Source organism: Acinetobacter sp. YH16042 (assembly GCF_013417245.1).
Lineage (GTDB): Bacteria > Pseudomonadota > Gammaproteobacteria > Pseudomonadales > Moraxellaceae > Acinetobacter > Acinetobacter amyesii.
The window spans coordinates 105,846-129,853 of the sequence record NZ_VPEJ01000001.1; the positions used below are offsets into that span (position 1 = coordinate 105,846).

The following is a 24,008-nucleotide window of genomic DNA, read 5'->3' on the forward strand; positions in this document are numbered from 1 at the left end:
ATCAAAAAATAAATGCCGCAGCATTTGAGCAGCACTATAGTGTAAGCCATCAAGAGAATGATGGGGAGTTAATTCTTAATCAAATTTTAAATTGCGCAGTTCAGCCGCAGAATCATCTGCAGGCTTTCGGGCAATGTCAGCATAATTCATTTGCCCAAATGCACCCGTTTTTAAGCCGGAAATCGTAATCGCCATTTCTTTGCGGAAAAACGGCAGCTGATACATAGCACGAAATGAAAAATCACGGAGCGGTGCTGTCCAGCGATGATGTGATTGATAAAAAGGAGTCAGCAAGCGACTAAAAAATTGGTAAAATCGCACGGAGGACAACCGTAGCTGATGATACTCCTGCCAGAGGTTTTGCAGTGAGGAGTCCTGTTGATATTGAAGCAGAGCTTGACTGATGGCCCATGCATCGAGCAAAGCCATATTGGCGCCTTGTCCAAGCTGTGGACTCATGGCATGAGCAGCATCGCCTAATATGCCGATACGACCTTCACCAAGTTTGCTTAGCACCACATCACGATAATTGGCAGATAGCCATTGCTGCGGATCATCTGGATGTGGAATCACATGCGCTAACCATTCTGCAACACTCGGCCAGCGTTTTGAAACTTCAAGCAACCATTGCTGCTGTGCGTTCTTGGTTTTTAAGAATCCCTCTAAATCTTCTGTAGGCAGACTCCAGAAAATGCTCGAAAGGCGCTGTTCAGGCTGCGTTGGAATTGCTCCCGTTGGCATCACACCCATCATGATATTGGAACGGTCATAGAACTGATGCAAGATCTGCGGATTGAGTACTTCGCATTCAGGCACGATGATCCACTTCGCCCCCCAAGGATAGGCTTGGTTGAGCTTTTCCCACGCTTTAGGACGTAAATGGCTGCGTGCACCATTGGCGATCAGCACGAGATCAAACTGACGTTGAAAAGATTGATCTGCGGACTGCCCAATTACGTTTATACCCTCAGTGGATTCTTGAAGTTCATGCACTTCATGCGCCATGCACCACTCAACGTGTTGAGGATATTCACCGACTTTGGATGCGAGGACATGACAGAGCGTGGCACGGTGAATGCCGAGTCCATATGAACGTTCATCGGCTTGTCGATAATGACTGTTAATCAGCAAGTCGCCGCCAGCCAGTTGACCTTCAAGACCGGTTACCACAGCACCTAGGCTTAAGGCATGTTCCAAAATGCCTAAATGTTCGAAAACTGCCAGTCCGGCAGGTTGTAATAATAATCCTGCACCCACAGGTTCAAGTTGTGAGACTTTTTCATATAAGCAGATTTGATGGCCTTGAGCAGCAAGCATTGCAGCAGCAGCTAATCCTGCCGTACCTGCACCGATGATGGCAATGTTTTGAGTTTTCATTGTTATAAAAGTTGATTTTATCTCAGCCCAATGTAGCAAAGATGCTGCATAAAACCCAATAAAAAAGCCCTCAAAAGGGCTTTTTTAGGGGTGAATCCGGTCTTACCAGTGTTCACCAGGGAATAGGCGAGCATATGCTTTTTGTACCCAATTGAGTTTTTCTTGCTTACCAATAGACGCTGAAGAACTTGGGAATAGGTTATAACCAATCGACATGAGTTTGTTGTTAATGTCTGGAGCAATGGAGTAGGTGATTGAAGCCAGACGGCCCAAATTGGTTGCGACTTTCTTCGGACGTTTCACTATGGCATACGCAATCAGGTCAGTTGCTTGTTCTGGAGAAAGCGTTGGAACGTATTTATATATTTTGGTTGGGGCGATCATTGGCGTGCGCACCAATGGCATGTAGACCGACGTGATGGCAATATTATGCGAGTGAACTTCTGCACTCAGGCAACGGCTAAAAGCATCTAATGCGGCTTTAGATGCAACATAGGCAGAGAAGCGTGTTGCATTGGCCAATACACCAATCGAACTGATGTTGATGATATGACCTTCACGACGAATCATCATTTTCGGCAACAGGTTCATCACCAAACGTACAGCGCCAAAATAGTTCAGCTGCATAGTACGTTCAAAATCATGGAAACGGTCGGTAGATTCATGTACGGCACGACGAATAGAACGGCCAGCGTTATTAATTAAGATATCGATATGATCGACGGAAGCGAGGATTTGTTGTGCCACAGCATCAATGGAGTCCATGTCATTGAGGTCACATGGGAAAACATCAGCTTTACCGCCAGTGGCTTCAATTTCAGCTTTTACGGCATCGAGGGTTTCTTTGGTACGTGCAACCAGTAGAACATGTGCGCCTGCGTTGGCAAGGCGATGCGCTGTGGTTAAACCGATACCACTTGATGCACCAGTGATTAAAATGATCTTACCGTTGACACGGTCAACGAAACGTTTCTCAAGTCTTGAATTCACGATGAGGTTCCCTGTTAAATCAGTTTTATTGTATTCATTTATCGGCCCGACAACGCTATGTGCAGGGCTGTTTTAAGTCAGCGGTATGATAGCGTTTTATTCAAAAAAAGCCATATGATAAGTAATTGATAATAAAATAATATTTAGAGTTTTTACTCTAAATTAAAATCCCTATTTACTCAATTTTTAACACATAAATATGTGAAAGAGAAGTGCTTTTAGCAACATCGTTGCAATGTAAAAAAGTCGATTTTCAAGATAAATAAAATTGTAAATAAATATAGAAGCAGGGCCATAGATGCGCAAAATTGGAAGGCAGATTATGTGGGGAAGGTTATTTAAATGAAATGGAAATAAAAACAGGCCTTAAAAATAAGGCCTGTGGATTGTGCACTTGTGGTTTAAACAGCAGCTAAGGCTTGCTCTAAGTCGGCAATCAAGTCATCTGCATGCTCGATCCCAATCGATAAACGAACCATATCAATGCTGACACCTGCTGCTTTTAGTTCATCTTCATTGAGCTGACGATGTGTCGTGGTCGCGGGATGGCAGGCTAAACTTTTGGCATCACCAATATTCACAAGGCGGGTAAACAGCTGCAAGGCATCAATGAAACGCGTGCCGCCTGCAAGGCCGTCTTGCACCCCAAAGGAAAGAATCGCAGACGGTTTGCCTTTGACATATTTTTGCGCCAAAGCATGCTGCGGGTGGTCTTTTAGGCCAGCGTAGTTGACCCATTTTACTTTTGGATGCGCCTGTAAATATTCAGCCACTTTTTGCGCATTTTCAGTATGGCGTTCCATGCGCAGGCTTAAGGTTTCCAAACCTTGTAAAATCAAAAACACATTGTGCGGGCTGATCGCAGCGCCCGTATTACGCAGTGGTACTACACGCGCACGGGCAATGTAGGCTGCCTCACCTAAAGCTTCGACATAATTCACCCCGTGGTAGCTTGGATCAGGGGTGTTGAGTGATTTAAAACGTTCAGGGTATTTGCCCCAAGGAAACTTGCCGCTATCGACGATGATGCCGCCGATCGAATTACCATGACCGCCAATATATTTGGTCAATGAATGCACCACAATGTCGGCACCAAATTCAAATGATTTTTGCAGGACAGGAGTAGCAACGGTATTGTCTACTACTACAGGTATGCCAAATTCATGCGCAATTTTCGAAATTGCTTCGAGGTCAATAATATTGCCCAATGGGTTACCAATAGATTCGACAAAGACCAACTTGGTTTTGTCATCGATGAGGCTGCGCAGCGCTTCGGGGTTTTGATAATCAAAGAAGCGAACTTCTATGCCTTGTTTCGGCAGGGTGTGGGCAAACAGATTATATGTGCCGCCATATAGGGTCGAAACTGAAGCGATATTGTCGCCTGCTTCAGCAATGGTTTGAATCGCATATGTAATGGCCGCCATACCAGAGGCTAAGGCCAAAGCGCCAATACCGCCTTCGAGCGCTGCAACACGCTGTTCAAGTACCGCCGTGGTTGGATTCATAATGCGGGTATAAATATTACCCTGAACTTTTAAGTCAAATAAATCAGCACCATGCTGTGTGTTATCAAAGGAATATGAGGTGGTTTGATAAATCGGCACCGCAACCGCTTTGGTGGTTGGCTCCGGGGTATACCCCGCGTGAATTGCTAAAGTTTCGTCTTTATAGGTCATGATTACTTCATCTAAGTGAGCTAATTTTTTAAACAGTCTATCACTTATATATATGAATAAAAGTGCTTTATTTATAAAATTAATATCATAATTATTCATATTATTGAAAAATTTTCAGCTAAAGATGAGCGAAATTATGCTTAAAAACGCATGTTTAAATTTTGTTCGCCATTAAACTTGTAACAATGCATTGAAGGCGTGTGCGAAACCTTATTTTTTCACGACTTTATGCGTATAATAGCCGATTATTTTTTCGCTCAATTGAGCAGGGGCAACTTTGTGTTGTTCCGTATATGTTTTGACTATTGAGGAGTCCTAAGTGGCCCAATATATTTACACGATGAACCGTGTGTCGAAGATGGTTCCGCCTAAGCGCGAAATCCTGAAAGACATCTCTTTATCATTTTTCCCAGGCGCAAAAATTGGTGTGCTTGGTCTAAACGGTGCAGGTAAATCTACCTTGCTTCGTATTATGGCGGGCGTAGATAAAGATTTCTCAGGTGAAGCACGTGCTCAACCGGGTATCAAAATTGGTTACCTTGAACAAGAGCCGCCCTTGGATGAAAGCAAAGACGTTCGTGGTAACGTTGAAGACGGTTTACGTGAGCCGTTAGATGCTTTGGCGCGTCTTGATGAAGTGTTTGCAGAATATGCAGCAGAAGATGCTGACTTTGATGCACTTGCAAAAGAACAAGAGAAGTTAGAAGCCATTATCCATTCATGGGATGCACATAATATTGTGAACCAAATGGATCAGGCTGCTGCAGCGTTGAATCTTCCAGCTTGGGATGCAGATGTATCTAAGTTGTCTGGTGGTGAGCGCCGTCGTGTTGCACTTTGCCGTTTGTTATTGTCTAAACCAGACATGCTGCTTCTAGACGAACCGACGAACCATTTGGATGCTTCATCAGTATCTTGGTTAGAACGTTTCTTGAAAGACTTCCCAGGTACAATTGTTGCGATTACCCATGACCGTTACTTCTTGGATAACGTGGCAGAGTGGATTCTTGAGCTTGACCGCGGCATGGGTATTCCATACCAAGGCAACTATTCTTCTTGGTTAGAGCAGAAAAATGCTCGTTTAGAGCAAGAACAGAAGCAAGAAGAATCTTTTGCTAAAGCATTGAAAAAAGAACTTGAATGGGTTCGTTCAAATGCCAAAGGTCAGCAAAAGAAAAACAAAGCGCGTATGGAGCGTTTTGAAGAGCTTAACTCACGCGAATTCCAACAGCGTAACGAAACGTCTGAAATCTACATTCCACCTGGTCCACGTCTAGGCAACAAGGTTGTAGAAGTTGAAGGCATCAGCAAGTCGTTTGGTGATCGTACGCTTTATAAAGACTTATCATTCGTTGTACCACCTTGTGCCATTGTGGGTATCGTGGGTGAGAACGGTGCGGGTAAAACCACATTGTTCCGTATGATGACAGGCGAGCAACAACCAGATACAGGTACTGTGGTACTGGGTGAATCGGTTAAAGTGGCTTATGTTGGTCAGATTCGTGACACCTTAGATGACAACAAAACTGTTTGGGAAGAAGTTTCTGGCGGTTTAGACATCTTGAAAATTGGTGAATACGAAATCGCATCTCGTGCGTATATCGGTCGCTTTAACTTCAAAGGTCAAGATCAGCAAAAACGTGTAGGTCAATTGTCAGGTGGTGAGCGTAACCGTTTACAACTTGCGAAAATCCTGCAAATGGGCGCAAACGTCATCTTACTCGATGAACCATCAAACGACTTGGATATCGAAACTTTACGTGCGCTTGAAGATGCCATTCTGGTATTCCCAGGTACTGTCATGGTGATCTCGCATGACCGTTGGTTCCTCGACCGTATTGCTACGCACATCTTGTCATTTGAAGGTGAAACCCCTGAATTCTTCACGGGTAACTACCATGAATTTGAAGAATACCGCCGTAAACGTGATGGTGATGACCTTGTTGCAAAGCGTCAGAAATACCGCAAAATTGGTAACTAAGTTCCAGTTTTAAAATAAAAAACCAGCCTGCGGGCTGGTTTTTTATTGCTTGAGATGCAATGACTATACAACTATGTCTTCATAGGCATGATGTAAGACGTAGTCTGCATGTTCATGGCCTTGTGCAGCAGCTTTACTGAGCCAAAGCTCTGCAAGTTCATAATTACGGTCTAAGCCGAGTTCTCCACGTAAATAACCGAGACCTAAGCGATATTGGGCATCTTTATGACCTTTTAATGCGGCACTTAAAAAATTCCACATTGCATTACGATAGTCGGTAGGGGATTGGTCTGCTGAATCCATAGTATGGTGACTGAGAAAGTCTTGATGGTGTTGAGCCGCAAGAATTTCAAAATAAGTCCCTTGGGCGTAATCACCCTCGGCTTCTGGAACCGAAAGATGCATTCCTTGCAACTTTGGATTCATCTGTTGTGACAACAGTGCATAAATTTTTTTCAGAGCTTGTATCATCATTGTTAAACTCCTTGTTGCTAAGTATAACCACTTGATTAATAAAAAATATTAACAGTAGTCATTCGTGCGCTGCGATGAATGATTTAATTGTTTTAAACAGATCACACTTAAGATGAAAATTAGCATGCTTGTCATGATATGTGAATAGGTATTAAAAAAATATTTATAAGTAATTTCAGTTATCTAGATCGAGAAAATTAATTTGAATAAACTGAAAGAGGATGCTGAAAAAGCAGTTTTTAAGCTTGAAAGTAAAACGTAATACTGAAGGTTGAATGATGTAATTTTATTACGTTTACTGCACCTGTTAAGCTCAAGGCTGAAGAACATATAATTTATAAAGGTCAGAAAATAATGAGTGAGCATTATGGGCATGACCACAGCCATGCCGTTGTCACAGAAGGGAATGTCAAAAAATTAAGTTTTGCTTTAGCACTGACCAGTACTTTTTTGATTATTGAAGTTATTGCTGGCTTTATGACGCAAAGTTTGGCGCTATTGTCAGATGCGGCACATATGTTCACCGATGCTGCAGCCCTTGCCATAGCATTGGTCGCGATCAAAATTGGCAAGCTTCCTGCTGACAATAAACGCACCTTTGGCTATCAGCGTTTTGAGATTTTGGCTGCCTTGTTTAATGCCTTGATGCTATTTGTGGTTGCGATTTATATTTTGTATGAGGCCTATCAGCGCTTTTCAACGCCGCCGGAAATTCAAAGCATGGGCATGATGATTGTGGCGGTTATTGGTTTGATCATTAATTTAATCTCGATGCGTATTTTATTTTCCAGTTCGCAAGAAAGCTTGAATGTGAAAGGAGCGTATCTAGAGGTGTTGAGTGATGCCTTAGGTTCGGTGGGTGTGATTATTGGCGCGGCGATTATTTATTTTACGGGCTGGATGTGGGTCGATACCCTTATAGCGGTGCTCATTGGTTTTTGGGTCTTACCAAGGACTTGGATTTTATTAAAACAAAGTATCAATATTTTATTGGAAGGCGTGCCTGAAGAAATCGACATAGAAAAGTTACGCAATGATTTATTGGCACTCAAAGGGGTGGAGAGCATTCACCAGTTAAAGGTCTGGGCAATAACGTCAAAGAATGTGCATTTGACAGTTCATCTCTTTGCACCTGAAGCCGATCGTAATGCCTTATATTTTGAGGCGATTGAAATGTTGCAACATGAACATGGAATCACGGAGATGACTTTGCAGATCGAAGAGGATGAATGTGTGGTACACCAACACACCCAAAAGTCTGATCATGCACATGAGCACCTTCAAGATGATCACGCGCATTCTCATGATGAACCACATCAGCACTAATGCTGATGTGATTTAAATGGCCTGTTTAGATTTCCCACTCATGATTACATTCGCGGCATTTCCATTTTTTCTGTGATTGCATAAAACCTTGCATTGAGATTTTAAAATCTGGCAGGTCGCGATAGAACATGAAGCCAGCAATCAAGCAGGCAATAAATACAACAACAGTCGCAGTTTGTAATGTAGTACCTGCACCGTCACCAAAAATCCACATTGCGATGCTGATAATCACCAACAGTAAAAGAATAAATACCGCAGGGATGAGGATAATCAGGCTTTTAGGCACGACAGGACGAGCAACAGGCTGGCCTGCTTGCGCAAGAGGCATAATTTTAGGGCTTTGACATTTAGGGCAACGGTATTGCATTGCAACTCCATAATTTTAATCTATGGTTTATTTTAATCAGAATGACGCAGAAAGCAAAAATACCGTAAATTTAAATCAGATAAAATTTAGGCAATAAAAAACCCAAGTCATAATGCTTGGGTTTTTTATAAGATGATTTGCATCACCTTGAATATGGCGTCCCTACGGGGATTCGAACCCCGGTTACCGCCGTGAAAGGGCGATGTCCTAGGCCTCTAGACGATAGGGACAATTTGAGGCAACTTAGAGTGGGTTGACACCATCTCTCGGTATGGGCGCTATATTAGGGGGATAACGCCCATCCGTCAACTAAAAAATCAATTAAGCTTCATCAACTGCATCATTTTTCGGCAGTTTTAGGCTTTCATTGAGTTTTTCCCATGCTTTTGTTTCTTTTTTACTCGGACCGCCCACAATTTCAAGCGCATGACGTAAGCGAGCAAAGGTTAAATCAGGACCAATGGTTACCATCGATTGCATAACCGGTGTCGAAGATGTCGAACCAGCAATAGCAATAAAGAAGGTTGGCATGAAGTCACGAAGTTTAATGTCCATTTGGTTCGCCAAATCCATCAGAGTTTGGCTGACAGTGTCATTGTTCCAAGTGAACATGCTTTCTAGACGCCAAATGGCAAATTGAAGGCTTTGACGAACTTGTTCTTCAGTCAATTTTTTGCTTTCAAACTGTTCTTTGCTGAGTGTTGGGAATTGGTTGAAATAAAAACCTGCCCAATTCACTGCTTCAGACAATAAATTAATACGTGGTTGAATCGCAGCAGCAATTTCTTCCAAGGTATTACGATCTGATTTCCAAGCCAGTAGGGTATCGAGCAATTGACCCGGTGTTAAACCTTTAATCCATTGACCATTTAACCAGTTTAGCTTTTCAACATCAAAGATTGGACCGCCTAGTGATACACGTTGAATGTCAAAGTGTTCAATCATTTCAGCCAAAGTGAATTTTTCACTTTCATCCGGCATTGACCAGCCCATGCGGCCTAAGTAGTTCAACAAGGCTTCTGGTAAAACGCCGATGTCTTTGTAGTAGTTAATTGATGTTGGGTTTTTACGTTTAGACAGTTTTGATTTATCTGGGTTACGTAACAGCGGCATGTGGCAAAGCACCGGCATGTCCCAACCAAAATATTTGTACAATAATTGGTGTTTAGGCGCAGAGGGAATCCATTCTTCACCACGAATCACGTGAGTGATTTCCATTAAATGGTCATCAACTACGTTTGCCAAGTGATACGTCGGTAAACCATCGGTTTTCAGTAGAATTTGCATGTCGACTTGCGCCCAAGGAATTTCGACTTCGCCACGCAGTAAATCGTTAAATTTACAAATCCCTTCTTCAGGCACTTTCATACGAATGACATGCGGTTCACCAGCAGCCAAACGCTGCGCCACTTCTTCCGTAGTGTGTTTTAAGCCACGTCCGTCGTAACGCGGTGATTCACCACGAGCTTGTTGTTCCGCACGCATTTGATCGAGTTCTTCTGCTGTTGCGAAGCAGTAGAATGCATGGCCTTTTTCAACCAGTTCCAAAGCATATTGTTTATAAATATCCATACGTTCAGATTGACGGTATGGCGCATGAGGGCCACCCACATCTGGACCTTCTGACCAGTTCAAACCTAACCAACGCAATGAATCTAAAATCATTTTTTCAGATTCTGGGGTAGAGCGCAGTTGGTCTGTATCTTCAATACGAAGAATAAATTCACCGCCATGTTGCTTCGCAAAACATAAGTTAAACAATGCAATATAAGCAGTCCCAACATGCGGGAAACCAGTAGGAGAAGGTGCGATACGAGTACGAACAGTCATAATCAGCTTTTAATCAGAATGTAAATTGGGATCTATTATAACGAAAAAGCCTGATCACTTAATGCTTAATTCAACATTGAGTGATCAGGCGTTTTTTAGTATTTTTTAGACGACAGTAGGGGAACTCGTCTAAAACAATAGCTTGGATGACATGAGTATGCTGATGTCGTTATGAGCTGCTACCAGAAAAAATAGCTTGAACAAAACGAGAAAAACTTTGGTTTTGTGATGCAAAGAAACTTTGAGTCGGTGCAGCTTTAATAGACGTAAGTACTTTTAAATTATCGTCTGTACGGCCTTTACCTTCAGATTTTTGCTGATTAATCGCTTTTTCGATCAATGAGGTACGTTCAGCAGGCATCGTAAGTTTATTATTCGATGCGGTGCTGGTTGCAGCACACAAAGCAGTCTGTGCAGTAACGCTTAAACTTAAGCCTAGGCATAGTGCGTATGAAAATTTCATGTCCAAATCTCCCCCTAGTTTTGGTGATGGAACTTTTTATTTGCAAAATAGTTTTAATATTTAGGCTACGATTTAACCATCTTTCGTAATTAAAAAGTAGAACTACGTCACAATTTTTACAAAAAAACTAAAAAAGTCTGTACTGGGATTACCTAAATAGACTGTTTTCTCCAGATTTTCGGATGTTTTAGCAAACAACTATGAAGATAGCATGGAGATTGCTTCTGATTGTTGCTATATTAGCAGAATTAAAGCTTTAAATACGTTATTTTTAGATATCTTTAAAACAGAAATAGATTTGAATTTATATTATAGATAGCTGATTGTTAAAGTTATTTTTGATTTGTATAGTGCTCTCAAGATCAATTTGAGTTTGAGCAGATGAAAAAAATAATAGCATCGGGCATTTTCGCTTTGTTGGGTGGAGTGGCGGTACAGGTGTATGCCGCAAAAGATTTCTTAAATGTCTCATATGACCCAACACGTGAGTTTTATCAGGAATATAACCAAGAATTTGGACAATATTGGAAAAAACGTACAGGACAAGAGATTAACTTTAAACAATCACATGGTGGTTCTGGCAAACAAGCTCGTGCAGTAGCAACGGGTTTACAAGCAGACGTTGTCACTTTGGCATTGGCCAACGATATTGATGAAATTGTGGCGACCGGACAAATCAATAAAAATTGGCAAAAACAATTTCCACATAATTCTGCACCGTATACCTCAACTATCGTATTTTTGGTGCGTAAGGGCAACCCGAAAAAAATTAAAGATTGGAATGACCTGACCAAACCGGGTGTTGAAATTATTACGCCAAATCCAAAAACAGGTGGGGCACCGCGTTGGATCTATTTATCAGCTTGGGGATATGCTTTAAAACAACCGGGTGGAAATGAGGCCAAAGCCAAAGAATTGGTGAAAAAACTCTATAGCAATGTCAAAGTATTGGATTCTGGTGCACGTGGTTCGCTCACGACCTTTGCTGAGCGTGGCATTGGAGATGTCTTACTATCTTGGGAAAATGAGGCACTATTAGCGACTCAGGGCCTAGGCAAAGATAAATATAACATTGTTTATCCGTCTATTTCGATTTTAGCTGAACCTTCAGTGGCAGTAGTGGATAAAACCGTCGACAAAAATGGTAATCGAAATTTGGCGAAGGGTTATTTAAACTATCTATATTCACCTAAGGGCCAAGAGCTGGCAGGTAAATATTTCTTCCGCCCTCGCGATGCAAAAGCCACAGCAAAATACGCTGCTCAATTCCCGAAAGTTCAAACCTTTACCATTGATAAAGTGTTTGGAGGTTGGGCAAAAGCGCAAAAGACACATTTTGTGAATGGTGCGATTTTCGATCAAATCTATAGTGAAAAGAATAAAGAGTAAGTCTGCAAATAAAGTTGATTGGTGTAAAAACGGATAATTGGGGGTTATCCGTTTTTTTGCATATGTAATGCATAAAAATCTATATATAGGGAATAAGTAGATTGTTTTTGTGTATTTTAATATGAAAAACAAACAATTAAATTCGTAGCGTTAGCTGTATTCAACAAAGCGTCTAAACACGCTGCAATTGCGATTTATGACTTTATTTCATATATTTAGCAGTATTGAATATAACTTTATGCTGGCTGTTATGAAAACTCAATTTAAGGCGTGGCTCAGTGCCGCGTTGCTTGCCACTGGTGTTGCATTTTCAGCGTCTGCTCAGGCCGCTGATCGTGAATTTTTAAATGTTTCTTATGATGCAACGCGTGAATTTTATGACGAATTTAATAAGTCATTTGGTGCATATTGGAAAGAGCGTACCGGTAAAACGGTTGCATTTAAACAATCACATGGTGGTTCAGGTAAACAAGCCCGTTCCGTGGTTGATGGCTTAAAAGGTGATGTCGTGACTTTGGCCTTGGCCAATGACATCGAAGAAATTGTAAAGTCTGGTCAGATTCAGCCGGGTTGGCAAAAAGAGTTTCCACATAACTCAGCGCCATATACGTCAACGATTGTCTTCATGGTGCGTAAGGGCAACCCGAAACATATTAAAGATTGGTCTGATTTAACCAAACCGGGCGTACAAATTATTACCCCAAACCCGAAAACTGGCGGTCTCCCACGTTGGGTTTACTTGTCAGCTTGGGGTTATGCTTTGAAACAGCCGGGTGGTAATGAAGCGAAAGCCAAAGATTTCGTGGGTAAGATGTACCATAACGTAAAAGTAATGGACTCTGCGGCACGTGCATCGATGACTACATTTGCAGAACGTGGTATTGGTGATGTGTTATTGACTTGGGAAAACGAAGCTTTAGTTACGCAAAAAACTTTGGGTAAAAACAAATTTGATATCGTATATCCATCGATGTCGATTTTGACTGAGCCTTCAGTGGCAATCGTAGACAAAACTGTCGATAAAAATGGTAATAAATGGTTAGCTCAAGGCTATATCAATTATCTTTATTCTCCATTAGGTCAAGAGATGGCAGCTCGTCATTTTTACCGCCCACGTAATGCAGCAGTTTTAGTAAAATATAAATCACAGTTCCCGCCATTAAGAACCTTTACCATCGATGAAGTGTTTGGTGGTTGGGCAAAAGCGCAAAAGACACATTTTGTGAATGGTGCGATCTTCGATCAGATCTACAATAACAAGCGTTAATGCATCGAAATCTATGATTTGAGATGTTTAAAGACCTCCTTCGGGAGGTTTTTTAATGGATGGCAAAAAATAAAAACGGTTTTCTCTATGGAAAGTAATATTTCTGTACAAAAAGACGTTTGGAGCTTTGCTAAAACAAGGTAATAATGTGCAGTTACATTTTTAGCTGTGTTGAACGAACCCTTATGTCGCATATTTCTGTATTACTTCATGAAACTGTTGATGCTTTACTGGCAGATCGCAATACAGGAATTTTCGTAGATGGTACATTTGGGCGTGGTGGTCATACGCGTTTATTACTGTCTAAATTAGATGAAAACGCACGTGTTTATGCCTTTGATAAAGATCCGCAAGCATTGGCTGTTGCAGCAGAATTAGAACAAGAAGATGCGCGTTTTAAAATCATTCACGCTAGTTTTGCCGATTTAAAAGAGGAACTGCGTAGTCGAGGTATCGATTTGGTCGACGGTATTATGGCGGATTTAGGGGTATCATCTCCGCAGCTAGACCAAGCAGAGCGTGGCTTTAGTTTTATGAAAGATGGCCCACTTGATATGCGTATGGACAATTCACAAGGTCCAACAGCCGCAGAGTGGTTGGTTGATATTGAAGAAGAAGATTTAGCTAATATTATTTTTAAATATGGTGAAGAGCGTTATAGCCGCCGTATTGCCAAAGCGATTAAAGCGGCAGGGTATATTGAAACCACAGCTCAATTGGCCGAAATCGTGAAAGTTGCCCACCCGAAATGGGAAAAAAATAAACATGCAGCGACACGAACTTTCCAAGCAATTCGTATTGCTATTAACAAAGAACTCGACGATATTGATATCTTCTTACCTCAAGCGGTGGATATGCTGAAACCTGAAGGCACTCTTGCAGTAATCAGTTTCCACTCTTTAGAGGATCGTTTAATTAAACAATTTATTCAAAAAGAATCTACACTTGCAGAAGACACAGGCTGGGGTTTACCACAAAAACGCGAAGATACCCGCCGCTTAAAAAAAGTGTCACGAATTAAAGCAAGTGAAGAAGAAGTTAAAGCCAATCCGCGATCTCGTAGTGCTTGGCTTCGTGTGGCAGAGCGTTTAGCTTAAAAGGCAAAGAATGAAAACCGAAGCAATCGAAAAAAACTCTGATCAATCGCAGTCGAAGAAAATCATTACATATGGCATTTTATTGCTCTTGGTTTTTGTGAGTGCGATTATGGTGGTCTTTCAAGTCTTTGAATATCGCCAAGATTATCGTCAATTGAGTACCTATATGCGTGAAAGGGATGACCTCAACGCAGAATGGGGACGTTTGCTGATCGAACAACAAACTTTCGGTGCAACAGCCCAAATTGGGACACGTGCAGTTACCCAATTACGCATGTATTCGCCTCCTATTGCACAAACCGTTGTTATTTCATTGCCACAAACTCCAGAACAGAAAAAATAGGCTGCCGGTCACATGGTTGAAAAGAGAAACAAACAAACTCCGCGTAAAAAACAGCAGTCTGTTACTGGTCGTACAGCCATTTCGGTGGAGATGTGGCGCTATCACTTGATGTGGGCGGTGGTTTTACTGTGCTTTATTGCATTGGTCGGGCGGGCTTTTTATGTACAAATCATCAATAAAGACTTTTTACAAAATAAAGCCAATGCCAAAATTTTAAGAACTGAAACCTTAAAAGCCATGCGCGGTGTAATCTATGACCGTCACGGCGTTCCTTTAGCCATTAGTACTCCGATCATGAAAATCGTGATCGATCCACGTGATTATTTTGACAATAAAAAACTCTTTGAAGAAATTACGGTGGAATTGGCTAAAGATCCAAACAACCGTAAGTTAAAACGTCAATTACCAGATAAAAATCTGAATTTAGATGAACTCGCTGATGCTGTAGGGATGGATCGTGCTGAACTGAGACGCAAAATGAATGAGCGTCCACGTTCACGTTATTTAGTTTTAAAGAAAGAAGTGCCACCACAACAAGCTGAATTGATCATGAAACGTGACTTTCAGGGGGTATATACCGAGAAAAACTATAAGCGCTACTATCCACAGCCTCAGCCAAACTCACAAATTATTGGTTTAACCAATAGTGAGGGTATGGGCATCGAAGGTTTAGAGATGCAATTGAATGAACGTCTTGCAGGCGTAGATGGTGCGCAGCAAATTGTCCGAGATAAAAAAGGCAACCGCGTTAAAGACCCTGAGATCGTGAAAGAGGTTGAGTCGGGTGAAAATATCACGCTGAGTATTGATTCACGTTTGCAATACATTATGTATCGTGAGTTGACTGCAGCCGGCGTAGCCAATAACGCACGTTCTGCCACAGCGATTGCTGTCGATGTCAAAACGGGTGAAATTTTAGCGATGACCTCTTGGCCGTCGTACAACCCGAATGATAAAAAAGGTGTCTTAAATAAAGATGCCATGCGTAACCGTGGTGCGATTGACTCCTTTGAGCCAGGTTCAACCATGAAGCCAATGACCGTGGCAATGGCATTGGAAAGCGGTAAATACACGGCAAATACGGTGGTAAATACTACACCGGGTTCTATGCGTGTAGGGAATCATACTATCCGAGATACGCATAACTATGGCCCTCTGACTTTGGGCGGCATTATTCAAAAATCGTCTAACGTCGGTGTGGCAAAAATCGCTTTATCTCTCCCTTATGAAACATTACCAACGTTCTATCAACGTCTTGGCTTTGGTCAACGTTCAGCGGTGAAATTCCCCGGTGAAAGTGCTGGTCTGATTTTGCCGAAGAGTAAATGGAATGTGTCTGAAGTAGCGACCATGGCTTATGGTTATGGTTTGAACGCTACAGTACTCCAACTGGCTGATGCTTATGCCATGATTGCCAATAAGGGCGTCAAAATGCCACTGAGCTTGTATAAGCTTGAGGAAAAGCCGAAAGGTGAGCAGATGGTTGACCCTAAAATTGCTGATCAAGTACTTTTAATGATGGAAGCAGTGACCTTGCCGGGTGGTACGGCACGTCAAGCCAATATTCCGGGTTATCGCGTGGCGGGTAAAACTGGTACAGCACATAAATTACGTGCAGACCGTAAAGGCTATTCGACTTCAGAATATCGTGCACTCTTTGCTGGTGTCGCACCAGTGAGTGATCCACGTTTGGCCATGATTGTTGTGGTGGAAAACCCAACAGGTCAGTATTACGGTGGTCTGGTGGCTGCACCCGTTTTTGCTCGTGTAATGCAAGAATCTTTACGTTTAATGAACGTACCTTTAGATAAACCTTTAGACACTCCTAAGATCCAGTAATAGGTGATGAATGAAAATTACGTTTCAAGATCTATACACCGTTGAACAGCCCGCTGAATGGATGTCGCAATCCTTTCAAGGCTTCAATCTGGATAGTCGCAAAGTTACAGCAGGGCAAATATTTATTGCCCTGACTTCGTTTTCGCAACCTGAAAAAACAGCACAATTTGCATGTACAGCGTTAGAAAATGGTGCGTTGGCAGTTATTTCCGAAACTGATTTGGGCTTGGATCAAAGTGTCGTGTTCGCGGATGTGCGTCAATTGATGGGGCTGTGGCAAAAGCAATATTTACAGGCGACTCAACCGGTTCAAGCTGCACGAATTTTGGCAGTGACGGGTACCAATGGTAAAACCACAATCTCACGCTTAATCGCTGAATTACTCATGTTGCAAGGCAAAAAGTGTGCAGTGATGGGAACCACTGGTAACGGAATTTTACCGAATTTAGAAGCTTCTTCTCACACCACTTTAGATGCGTTACATATGCAAAATGCGTTGCATACCTATGCACTTGAAGAAGCAGAGTTTGCTGCCATTGAGGCAAGTTCGCATGGATTAGAACAAGGTCGATTAAATGGTTGTGCTATTGAAATTGCCGCTTATAGCAATTTAAGTCGTGACCATTTGGATTATCATAAAACCCTTCAAGCCTATGCTGAAGCGAAATCACGTTTATTTCAGTTTCCATCGCTCAAAGTTGCAGTCATCAATCTCGATGATGAACATGCCGAAGTGATGATGAATGCTGCACGTCAAAATCCGGCTCAGCCTAAAATTTTGACTTATTCAACGCGTCAGGCTGCGGATTATCAAGTGACGGATATTCAATACAGCTTAACGGGCGCACAATTTAAATTGCGTACTGCTCAAGCTGAATTTGTGGTGCAAAGTCCATTATTGGGACACTTCAATATTGAAAATGTTGTGGCGAGCTTAATTTCAGCGGAGCAAGCGGGTTTTGACTTATCTGCCTTGATCGCAACTGCGCCCGAGTTAAAAGGTGCACCGGGTCGTATGCAAGTGATTCGTGATGATGAACGCCTGTTTGTGGTGGATTATGCACATACACCAGATGCTTTAGTTCAAGTGTTACAGACTTTAAAACGTCATGTATCGCAACAGTTATGGGCGGTGTTCGGCTGTGGTGGTGATCGTGACCGTGGTAAGCGTCCATTGATGACACAAGCGGCATTAAACCATGCAGATGTTGCGTTGATTACCTCAGATAATCCACGTACTGAAAACCCAGAACAAATTTTTGCAGATATGAAGGCTGGTATTGATTTCACTGGAAAAACTGTCCATGAAATCCATGACCGCCGTGAAGCGATTAAATTCGCAGTCAACCATGCGCAAGCGGGTGATATTGTGGTGATTGCTGGTAAAGGCCATGAAAACTATCAAGAAATTGATGGTGTTCGACATTGGTTTGATGATGTGGTGGAAGTGAAATCAGCGATTGATTCACAGCATCACAACACTGACTCGGCTTATCCAGCGCAATAGGAAACAGATATGCATACTTCAACGACCAGTACGGTTCCGTTAGAACCATGGACTGCCGAACAGTTGGTTCAAGCGACACAAGGCCACTGGCATAACAATCAAGCGCCGACAGGTTCTGTAAAACGAATTTTGACCGACTCACGTCATGCAGAGCAAGGTGACGCTTTTCTTGCCCTGAAAGGTGAACGCTTTGATGCGCATGACTTCCTTGCTCAAGTGGCTGAAAAGGGTTGTGAAATTGCCATCGTTAGTCATCCGGTCGATGTGGATATTTGTCAGTTGGTGGTTGCAGATACACGTTTGGCGCTTGGACATTTGGGTGCATTTCGTCGTGCCCAAAACCCAGCTTTAAAAGTCATTGCCTTGACAGGAAGCAGTGGTAAAACTACGACCAAAGAGATGCTCGGGAGTATCCTTTCTCGTCTTGCACCAACATTAATTACGCGCGGTAATTTAAATAATGACCTTGGCGTACCGATGATGTTACTTGAGTTGCGTCCAGAACATCAGTATGCCGTGATGGAGCTTGGTGCCAGTCATAAGGGTGAAATTGATTACACCTCAAATTTGGTACAGCCTCAGGTTGCCGGTATTTTAAATATTGGTACTGCTCATATGGGTGAATTTGGTGGGCGTGATGGCATTTGTCGTGCCAAGTCTGAAATTTATGCACATATAGCGAAAACAGGAACTTCGATTGTCCCTGCGGCAGATGATTTTACAGATGCCATTCGTCAAGCTGTGCAAACTGAACAATTAATGAGTTTTGGTCAGGGTGGGGATGTCTTTGCGACTGAGACGGAGCTTCAGGCTCAATCTTCACGTTTTATCTTAAATACGCCACACGGTGCACGTCCTGTTCAGCTGCCATTTGCTGGTGAACATAATGTGCAAAATGCCACTGCAGCCGCAGCTTTCGCGTTGTCGATTGGTGTGAGTTTAGATGATATCGTTGTGGGGCTTGAACATGCGACAGGTGCCAAAGGCCGTCTAAACTTTATTCAACATAAAGATTATTTGTTTATTGATGATACTTACAATGCAAATCCAACCTCAATGCGTGCTGCTGCTGATGTACTTGCGCAGCAAGATGGCATCAAAGTCATGGTCATTGGGGATATTGGTGAGTTAGGTTCTTCTGCTGCACAGCAGCACTACATGTTGGGACGTGATCTTGTCTCACACTCTGGTCTTCAATTTGTCGTTGCTGTCGGTGAGTTTTCACCTGCTGTGCAAGAAGGCGCGCGCAGTACACAATATGGTAAAAAATTACAGGCCTTTCTTACTCAAGAACAGGCTTTACCGTTATTAATTAGTCTAGTCAAAACACATCAGCCTCAGTCCATGAGTTTCCTGTTTAAAGGTTCTCGTTATACCCACATGGAAACTTTGATGGCTGAATTGATGGAGAAACTTTAATGCTGTTATGGTTATTTGAGCAGCTTGCGGGTTATCACAGCTCGTTTCAGGTTGTTCGTTATTTAACGCTTCGTTCGCTACTCAGTGTCTTAACGGCATTGGCCATTGGTCTGTTGCTTGGACCTGTGATGATCCGCAAATTGCAAGCTCTCAAATATGGTCAGGCAGTCAGTTCATTTGCACCTGAAAATCATGCCAAAAAAATGGGCACACCAACTATGGGTGGTGTGTTGATTTTACTGTCTATTGGGATTTCAACCTTACTTTGGGCCGATCTTTCAAACCCTTATGTATGGATTGTACTTGGGGTGATGGTGATCTTTGGTGCTGTTGGCTGGGCAGATGACTGGATTAAAATCCGTTATAAAGATAATGCGGGTCTGCCTGCGAAGAAGAAATTCTTTTGGACTTCGGTGGCATCGTTAGGCGCCGGTATTGCGCTCTATGTGATTGCGACACAGCAAGCAAACCCTGTACATACCTCAAATATGTTGGATTTGCTGATTCCATTCTTTAAAGAAATTAGCATTCCGTTATCCATTATTCCACTCGGTATTGGCTTTATTGTCTTTACTTATTTGGTGATTAACGGCGCATCTAATGCTGTGAATTTAACCGATGGTTTGGATGGTCTGGCGATTATGCCAATCGTTCTGGTTGCCGCAGGTTTAGGCGTATTTGCTTATCTGGCTGGTGATGTTCGTTTTGCCGATTATTTACATATTCCTTATGTGAAATACGCATCTGAACTTGTCGTGATCTGTGCGGCAATGATCGGTGCTGGCTTAGCATTCTTATGGTTTAACGCGCATCCTGCTCAAGTCTTTATGGGTGATGTCGGTGCTTTATCTCTAGGTGCGATGCTCGGTACGATTGCAGTCATGGTTCGTCAAGAAATCGTTTTTGCCATTATGGGCGGTGTCTTCGTGGTTGAAGCTATTTCTGTCTTCTTGCAAATTGGCTCGCTGCGTATGCGGAACAAGCGTGTATTCTTAATGGCACCGCTGCACCATCACTATGAGAAAAAGGGATGGCGTGAAACTCAGGTGGTGATTCGTTTTTGGATTATTACAATTATGCTGGTAGTTTTGGGTCTAATGACTTTAAAATTACGCTAAGCAAATAAATAAACAAAACCGGCATTTGCTCCCACAGATGCCGGTTTTTTTATTTCAAAATCTAGTGGAGTAAATGATGAACCTGTTGATGTGTCCTGTATGCCGTGAAGCATTAAAACTCACAGAGCGGACATGGCGCTGTGAAAATAATCATAGCTATGATGTTGCAAAACAAGGCTATGTCAATTTACATGTGGTTCAGCATAAACACAGTAAAAACCCAGGCGATACGCCAGAATCTGTACAGGCGCGTCGTGCGTTTTTGAGTGCCGGTCACTATGCACCTCTGCAACAGGCAGTAGTGGCTTTGATTCAAAAATTAAGGGTTGAAAACTTGTTGGATATTGGCTGTGGTGAAGGCTATTACACCAATGCAATGCAAGCTGAAGTATTACAGTGTGTGGGTGTCGATATTGCTAAAAATGCAGTACAAGTGGCCGCTAAACTGAATAAAGAGGTGACTTGGGTGGTTGGGACAGGGGCAACCTTACCTGTATTAGATCATTCGATTGACTTGTGTACGAGTTTATTTAGTCCTATTCCTCAAGAAGAAATCCTTCGTGTGTTAAAGCCTGAAGGGCACTTGATGGTGGTTACACCTGCGCCAGAGCATCTTTATGCAATGCGTGAAGCCCTGTTTGAAGAAGTAAAACCACATGAACCGCATAAATTTGTGGAACAACTGGCGAATGATTTTGAATTGGAAAGTGAACAAGTGGTTCAAGCGAAAATGTCACTTTCTCAGCAGGATCTCAAAAACTTAATTGCAATGACGCCTTATGCATATAAAGTGAAAGCTGAGCGTCGAGAAGCTCTAGAAAAAAATGAACAATTTGAGTTGCAAGCGCAGTATCAAATTTATCTCTTTAAAAAGAAATAATGCATTGGAAGTGATAAAAAAGCCCTCGTTTGAGGGCTTTTTTTATGCAGTATTTACTGAACTTGATCGATGAGATGATCAAGTGCGTCCGTTTTATGCTCTGCACCTTGTGGTTTAGGCTGCATTGGCGGAGGCGCAGTTCGAGTCGGTGCAAGATTGGTTTCAGTAGACCCAGGAAGGTCGTCAAAATCATTTTGCGAAGCCTGAGGCTTCGGTGCAACAGGAGCAGGACGATACAGCGGTTGAGCCATTGGTGGCGTTGCTGCACGATCTTGTTCAGGTTGACCTTGAGTCGCTTTAGCCGAATTACGGTTGATTGGATTCTTGGCATGGGTGTCTAAACGCACCCAAGCTTCAGGTGTGCCTTTAAGTGATTTCGCCATAAAATCTGACCAAATAGGCAATGCTGCAACACCACCATATTCACGGCGACCTAAAGTAGAGGGTTGGTCAAAACCGACCCAAGCCACAGTGACCAATTTTCCATTAAATCCAGCAAACCACGCGTCTTTTGCATCATTGGTTGTACCGGTTTTACCGCCTAAATCACCGCGACCAATTTTTAAAGCCGCTCGACCTGTACCGTGTTGGATCACGTCACGCAAGATGTTCGCCATATCAAAGGCCGAACTCGACTTCAAAATTCGCTGAGCTTGCTTATAGTTTGCTGCTTCAGTATCGGAAATTTTCGATTCAGCGGGCTTGTTATCCTGATTGGTGACTTCAATCACTTCATCATCAGGCGTGGTCGGATCTGCAGATTCAACTTCATCCTTTTGATTGATACATTGAATACATGCATATTCAGGATTGGCTTGATAAATGACTTTGCCATAAGCATCTTCAATACGGCTAATAAAGTGCGGTTGAATACGATATCCGCCGTTAGCAAATGTCGCATAACCTGTCGCCATTTGAATCGGTAGCACCTGTGGGGTACCTAAAGCAATGGTGTAGTTATGTGGAATTTGGTTTTCTTGCAAACCAAAATCCATAAATAATTGGCGAGTACGTTCAATCCCGACGACTTGTAATAAGCGAACTGAAACTGTGTTACGTGATAAATAGAGGGCACGACGTAGAGGAATCATCCCCAAATAACGACCGTCAGAGTTTTTAGGTGTCCACTTGCCAATGGTAATTGGATTGTCATTGACCATGGAGTACGGTGTCATACCGCGTTCAAGTGCTAAAGCATAAACAAAAGGTTTAATGGTTGAACCTGGTTGACGCCAGCCTTGTAAGGCACGGTTAAATTTAGATTGATAAAAATTATAACCACCCACAATGGCTTCAATACCACCATTGTTGGGATTAAGGGCAATCAATTGACCTTGCGCTTTTGGAATTTGTACCAAAGCCCATGAGCTTTTATCCGCATTCGGACGTAGGCGAATAATATCTTTAACTTTTACAATTTGTGAGGCTTTGCTAGGCGCATTGCCTACACTATTGGCATTGCGATAGGGGCGTGCCCAAGACAGACCTGACCATGGAACTGTCACACTACTGCCGTCTTGCATCAACACTTCGATACTGGTGTTGTTAACTTTAGTGACTTCGGCAGGATAGGTGTTGGCATATGGAATAAAGTTTTTTAAGGGTTCATCATGTGCTTCTGCACCACGCCAACCATGTCGTCTATCGTAAGCTTCGAGACCTTCTTGAACGGCCTGTTCGGCATAGGCTTGGCGTTGGCTGTTGATGGTGGTGTAGACTTTATAGCCAGAATCAGTCGCTTGTTCGCCAAACTTTTCTACCAGTTCTGAGCGAACCATTTCCCCGACGTAAGGGAATTTGTTGCTGACTCCGCGGTCAGGCATATCGAGATTAATCGGTTCAGCAATCGCTTTTTGATATTCAGATTGATTGATATAACCCAATTGCAACATACGTCCTAAAATCCAATTACGACGCTCTAAAGCACGTTTGGGATTGGCTACAGGATTATATTTTGATGGTGCTTTGGGTAAGCCTGAAATCATTGCCATTTGAGCCAAACTTAAATCTTGCAGGCTCTTGTTATAATAAATTTTTGCTGCTGCTGCGATCCCGTAGGCATTTTTTCCTAAAAAGATTTTGTTGACATACAGCGTTAAAATTTCTTCTTTACTTAGATTTTGTTCAATTTTTCGAGCAAGGAAAACTTCGGTCAGTTTACGTTTTAAAGTACGCTCTGGAGTCAGATAATAGTTTTTTGCAACCTGCATGGTAATGGTTGAACCACCGGTTTGCACATCGGAACCGGTAATACTTTCACTGACGGCACGCCCCAATCCTTTGAAACTAATGCCGCTGTGTTCAAAAAACGAAGAATCTTCCGCAGCTAAAAAGCCATGAATGAAATGAGACGGGATTTGGTCGTACTCTACAGGGACCGAAAGTTTGCCACCATATTCTGCAATCAGCTCATTATCAGCACTATAAACCTGTAATGGTTTTAATAATGGAGCCTTTTTTAAGATGGACATTTCAGGCAAAGACGGGGCAATATAGAGATACATGCCATAGAAACCCATTGGAATTGCGACCAAAATAATAATAATGGCCAAAAAAAATGGATGAACAAGGCCTGAACAAGATAGCTTTTTCATAACAAGTAAGTTTTAATAAGAGCTAATGGCAAACTAATTGGTGGTCAGTATATCCTTTCGATATACGG

19 protein-coding genes and 1 tRNA gene are annotated in these 24,008 nt (G+C 42.4%); 11 read left to right on the forward strand and 9 right to left on the reverse strand.

The window, feature by feature from the left end; translation table 11 throughout:
• Window positions 1-75: 75 nt before the first annotated feature.
• The 3 genes from FTV37_RS00515 to FTV37_RS00525 form a co-directional block, all read right to left on the reverse strand.
• Window positions 76-1,377: an NAD(P)/FAD-dependent oxidoreductase gene (locus tag FTV37_RS00515; RefSeq protein WP_180062800.1), complete on the reverse strand. Its 1,302-nt coding sequence runs from the start codon at window positions 1,375-1,377 to the stop codon at window positions 76-78.
• 102 nt (window positions 1,378-1,479) lie between these two features.
• Window positions 1,480-2,367 carry an SDR family NAD(P)-dependent oxidoreductase gene (locus FTV37_RS00520; RefSeq protein ID WP_180062801.1) on the reverse strand — a complete coding sequence of 296 codons (888 nt, stop codon included), beginning with the start codon at window positions 2,365-2,367 and terminating at the stop codon, window positions 1,480-1,482.
• 401 nt (window positions 2,368-2,768) lie between these two features.
• Window positions 2,769-4,046 carry an O-acetylhomoserine aminocarboxypropyltransferase/cysteine synthase family protein gene (locus tag FTV37_RS00525; protein ID WP_180062802.1) on the reverse strand — a complete coding sequence of 426 codons (1,278 nt, stop codon included), beginning with the start codon at window positions 4,044-4,046 and terminating at the stop codon, window positions 2,769-2,771.
• Between the two features lie 319 nt (window positions 4,047-4,365).
• On the opposite strand from FTV37_RS00525, the gene ettA reads away from it, so the two are divergent.
• Window positions 4,366-6,027, forward strand: a complete 1,662-nt coding sequence (gene ettA, locus FTV37_RS00530; RefSeq protein WP_078189398.1) for an energy-dependent translational throttle protein EttA — start codon at window positions 4,366-4,368, stop codon at window positions 6,025-6,027.
• Between the two features lie 63 nt (window positions 6,028-6,090).
• Here ettA and FTV37_RS00535 read toward each other — a convergent pair whose 3' ends face one another.
• Window positions 6,091-6,501: an SEL1-like repeat protein gene (locus tag FTV37_RS00535; RefSeq protein WP_078189397.1), complete on the reverse strand. Its 411-nt coding sequence runs from the start codon at window positions 6,499-6,501 to the stop codon at window positions 6,091-6,093.
• 354 nt (window positions 6,502-6,855) lie between these two features.
• Between FTV37_RS00535 and FTV37_RS00540 the strand changes: the two genes are divergently transcribed.
• Window positions 6,856-7,827, forward strand: coding sequence for a cation diffusion facilitator family transporter (locus tag FTV37_RS00540; RefSeq protein WP_180062803.1), 972 nt, complete (start codon window positions 6,856-6,858; stop codon window positions 7,825-7,827).
• A 25-nt stretch (window positions 7,828-7,852) separates the two neighbouring features.
• Here the strand turns inward: FTV37_RS00540 and FTV37_RS00545 are convergent, their stop codons facing one another.
• From FTV37_RS00545 to FTV37_RS00560, 4 genes are all read right to left on the reverse strand, one after another.
• Window positions 7,853-8,194: a hypothetical protein gene (locus tag FTV37_RS00545; protein ID WP_078189395.1), complete on the reverse strand. Its 342-nt coding sequence runs from the start codon at window positions 8,192-8,194 to the stop codon at window positions 7,853-7,855.
• 154 nt (window positions 8,195-8,348) lie between these two features.
• Window positions 8,349-8,424, reverse strand: a tRNA-Glu gene (locus FTV37_RS00550).
• A 91-nt stretch (window positions 8,425-8,515) separates the two neighbouring features.
• On the reverse strand, window positions 8,516-10,024 hold the full coding sequence (gltX, locus tag FTV37_RS00555; protein WP_180062804.1) for a glutamate--tRNA ligase: 1,509 nt from the start codon (window positions 10,022-10,024) through the stop codon (window positions 8,516-8,518).
• Between the two features lie 169 nt (window positions 10,025-10,193).
• Window positions 10,194-10,487 carry a hypothetical protein gene (locus FTV37_RS00560; RefSeq protein WP_180062805.1) on the reverse strand — a complete coding sequence of 98 codons (294 nt, stop codon included), beginning with the start codon at window positions 10,485-10,487 and terminating at the stop codon, window positions 10,194-10,196.
• 381 nt (window positions 10,488-10,868) lie between these two features.
• Here FTV37_RS00560 and FTV37_RS00565 point away from each other — a divergent pair, with 381 nt between their 5' ends.
• The 9 genes from FTV37_RS00565 (at window position 10,869) to FTV37_RS00605 (ending at window position 21,346) form a co-directional block, all read left to right on the forward strand.
• The gene (locus FTV37_RS00565; protein WP_180062806.1) at window positions 10,869-11,876 is read left to right on the forward strand and encodes a sulfate ABC transporter substrate-binding protein; all 1,008 of its coding nucleotides are present in this window, start codon (window positions 10,869-10,871) and stop codon (window positions 11,874-11,876) included.
• A 250-nt stretch (window positions 11,877-12,126) separates the two neighbouring features.
• Window positions 12,127-13,143: a sulfate ABC transporter substrate-binding protein gene (locus tag FTV37_RS00570; protein ID WP_180062807.1), complete on the forward strand. Its 1,017-nt coding sequence runs from the start codon at window positions 12,127-12,129 to the stop codon at window positions 13,141-13,143.
• A 185-nt stretch (window positions 13,144-13,328) separates the two neighbouring features.
• On the forward strand, window positions 13,329-14,240 hold the full coding sequence (gene rsmH / locus FTV37_RS00575; RefSeq protein ID WP_180008673.1) for a 16S rRNA (cytosine(1402)-N(4))-methyltransferase RsmH: 912 nt from the start codon (window positions 13,329-13,331) through the stop codon (window positions 14,238-14,240).
• Window positions 14,241-14,250: 10 nt separating this feature from the next.
• Window positions 14,251-14,583 carry a cell division protein FtsL gene (gene ftsL, locus FTV37_RS00580; protein ID WP_078189390.1) on the forward strand — a complete coding sequence of 111 codons (333 nt, stop codon included), beginning with the start codon at window positions 14,251-14,253 and terminating at the stop codon, window positions 14,581-14,583.
• A 12-nt stretch (window positions 14,584-14,595) separates the two neighbouring features.
• Entirely contained in the window at window positions 14,596-16,422 is a 1,827-nt protein-coding gene (gene ftsI / locus FTV37_RS00585) for a penicillin-binding protein PBP3 (protein ID WP_180026113.1), read from the forward strand.
• 10 nt (window positions 16,423-16,432) lie between these two features.
• The gene (locus FTV37_RS00590; protein WP_180062808.1) at window positions 16,433-17,929 is read left to right on the forward strand and encodes a UDP-N-acetylmuramoyl-L-alanyl-D-glutamate--2,6-diaminopimelate ligase; all 1,497 of its coding nucleotides are present in this window, start codon (window positions 16,433-16,435) and stop codon (window positions 17,927-17,929) included.
• A gap of 9 nt (window positions 17,930-17,938) precedes the next feature.
• Window positions 17,939-19,348: a UDP-N-acetylmuramoyl-tripeptide--D-alanyl-D-alanine ligase gene (gene murF, locus FTV37_RS00595; RefSeq protein ID WP_180062809.1), complete on the forward strand. Its 1,410-nt coding sequence runs from the start codon at window positions 17,939-17,941 to the stop codon at window positions 19,346-19,348.
• Window positions 19,348-20,466: a phospho-N-acetylmuramoyl-pentapeptide-transferase gene (mraY, locus tag FTV37_RS00600; protein WP_078189386.1), complete on the forward strand. Its 1,119-nt coding sequence runs from the start codon at window positions 19,348-19,350 to the stop codon at window positions 20,464-20,466. Before murF ends, mraY begins: the two co-directional genes overlap by 1 nt.
• Before the next feature lie 76 nt (window positions 20,467-20,542).
• Window positions 20,543-21,346, forward strand: a complete 804-nt coding sequence (locus FTV37_RS00605) for a putative RNA methyltransferase (protein ID WP_180062881.1) — start codon at window positions 20,543-20,545, stop codon at window positions 21,344-21,346.
• 53 nt (window positions 21,347-21,399) lie between these two features.
• Here FTV37_RS00605 and ponA read toward each other — a convergent pair whose 3' ends face one another.
• On the reverse strand, window positions 21,400-23,940 hold the full coding sequence (ponA, locus tag FTV37_RS00610; RefSeq protein ID WP_180062810.1) for a penicillin-binding protein PBP1a: 2,541 nt from the start codon (window positions 23,938-23,940) through the stop codon (window positions 21,400-21,402).
• Window positions 23,941-24,008: the final 68 nt, after the last annotated feature.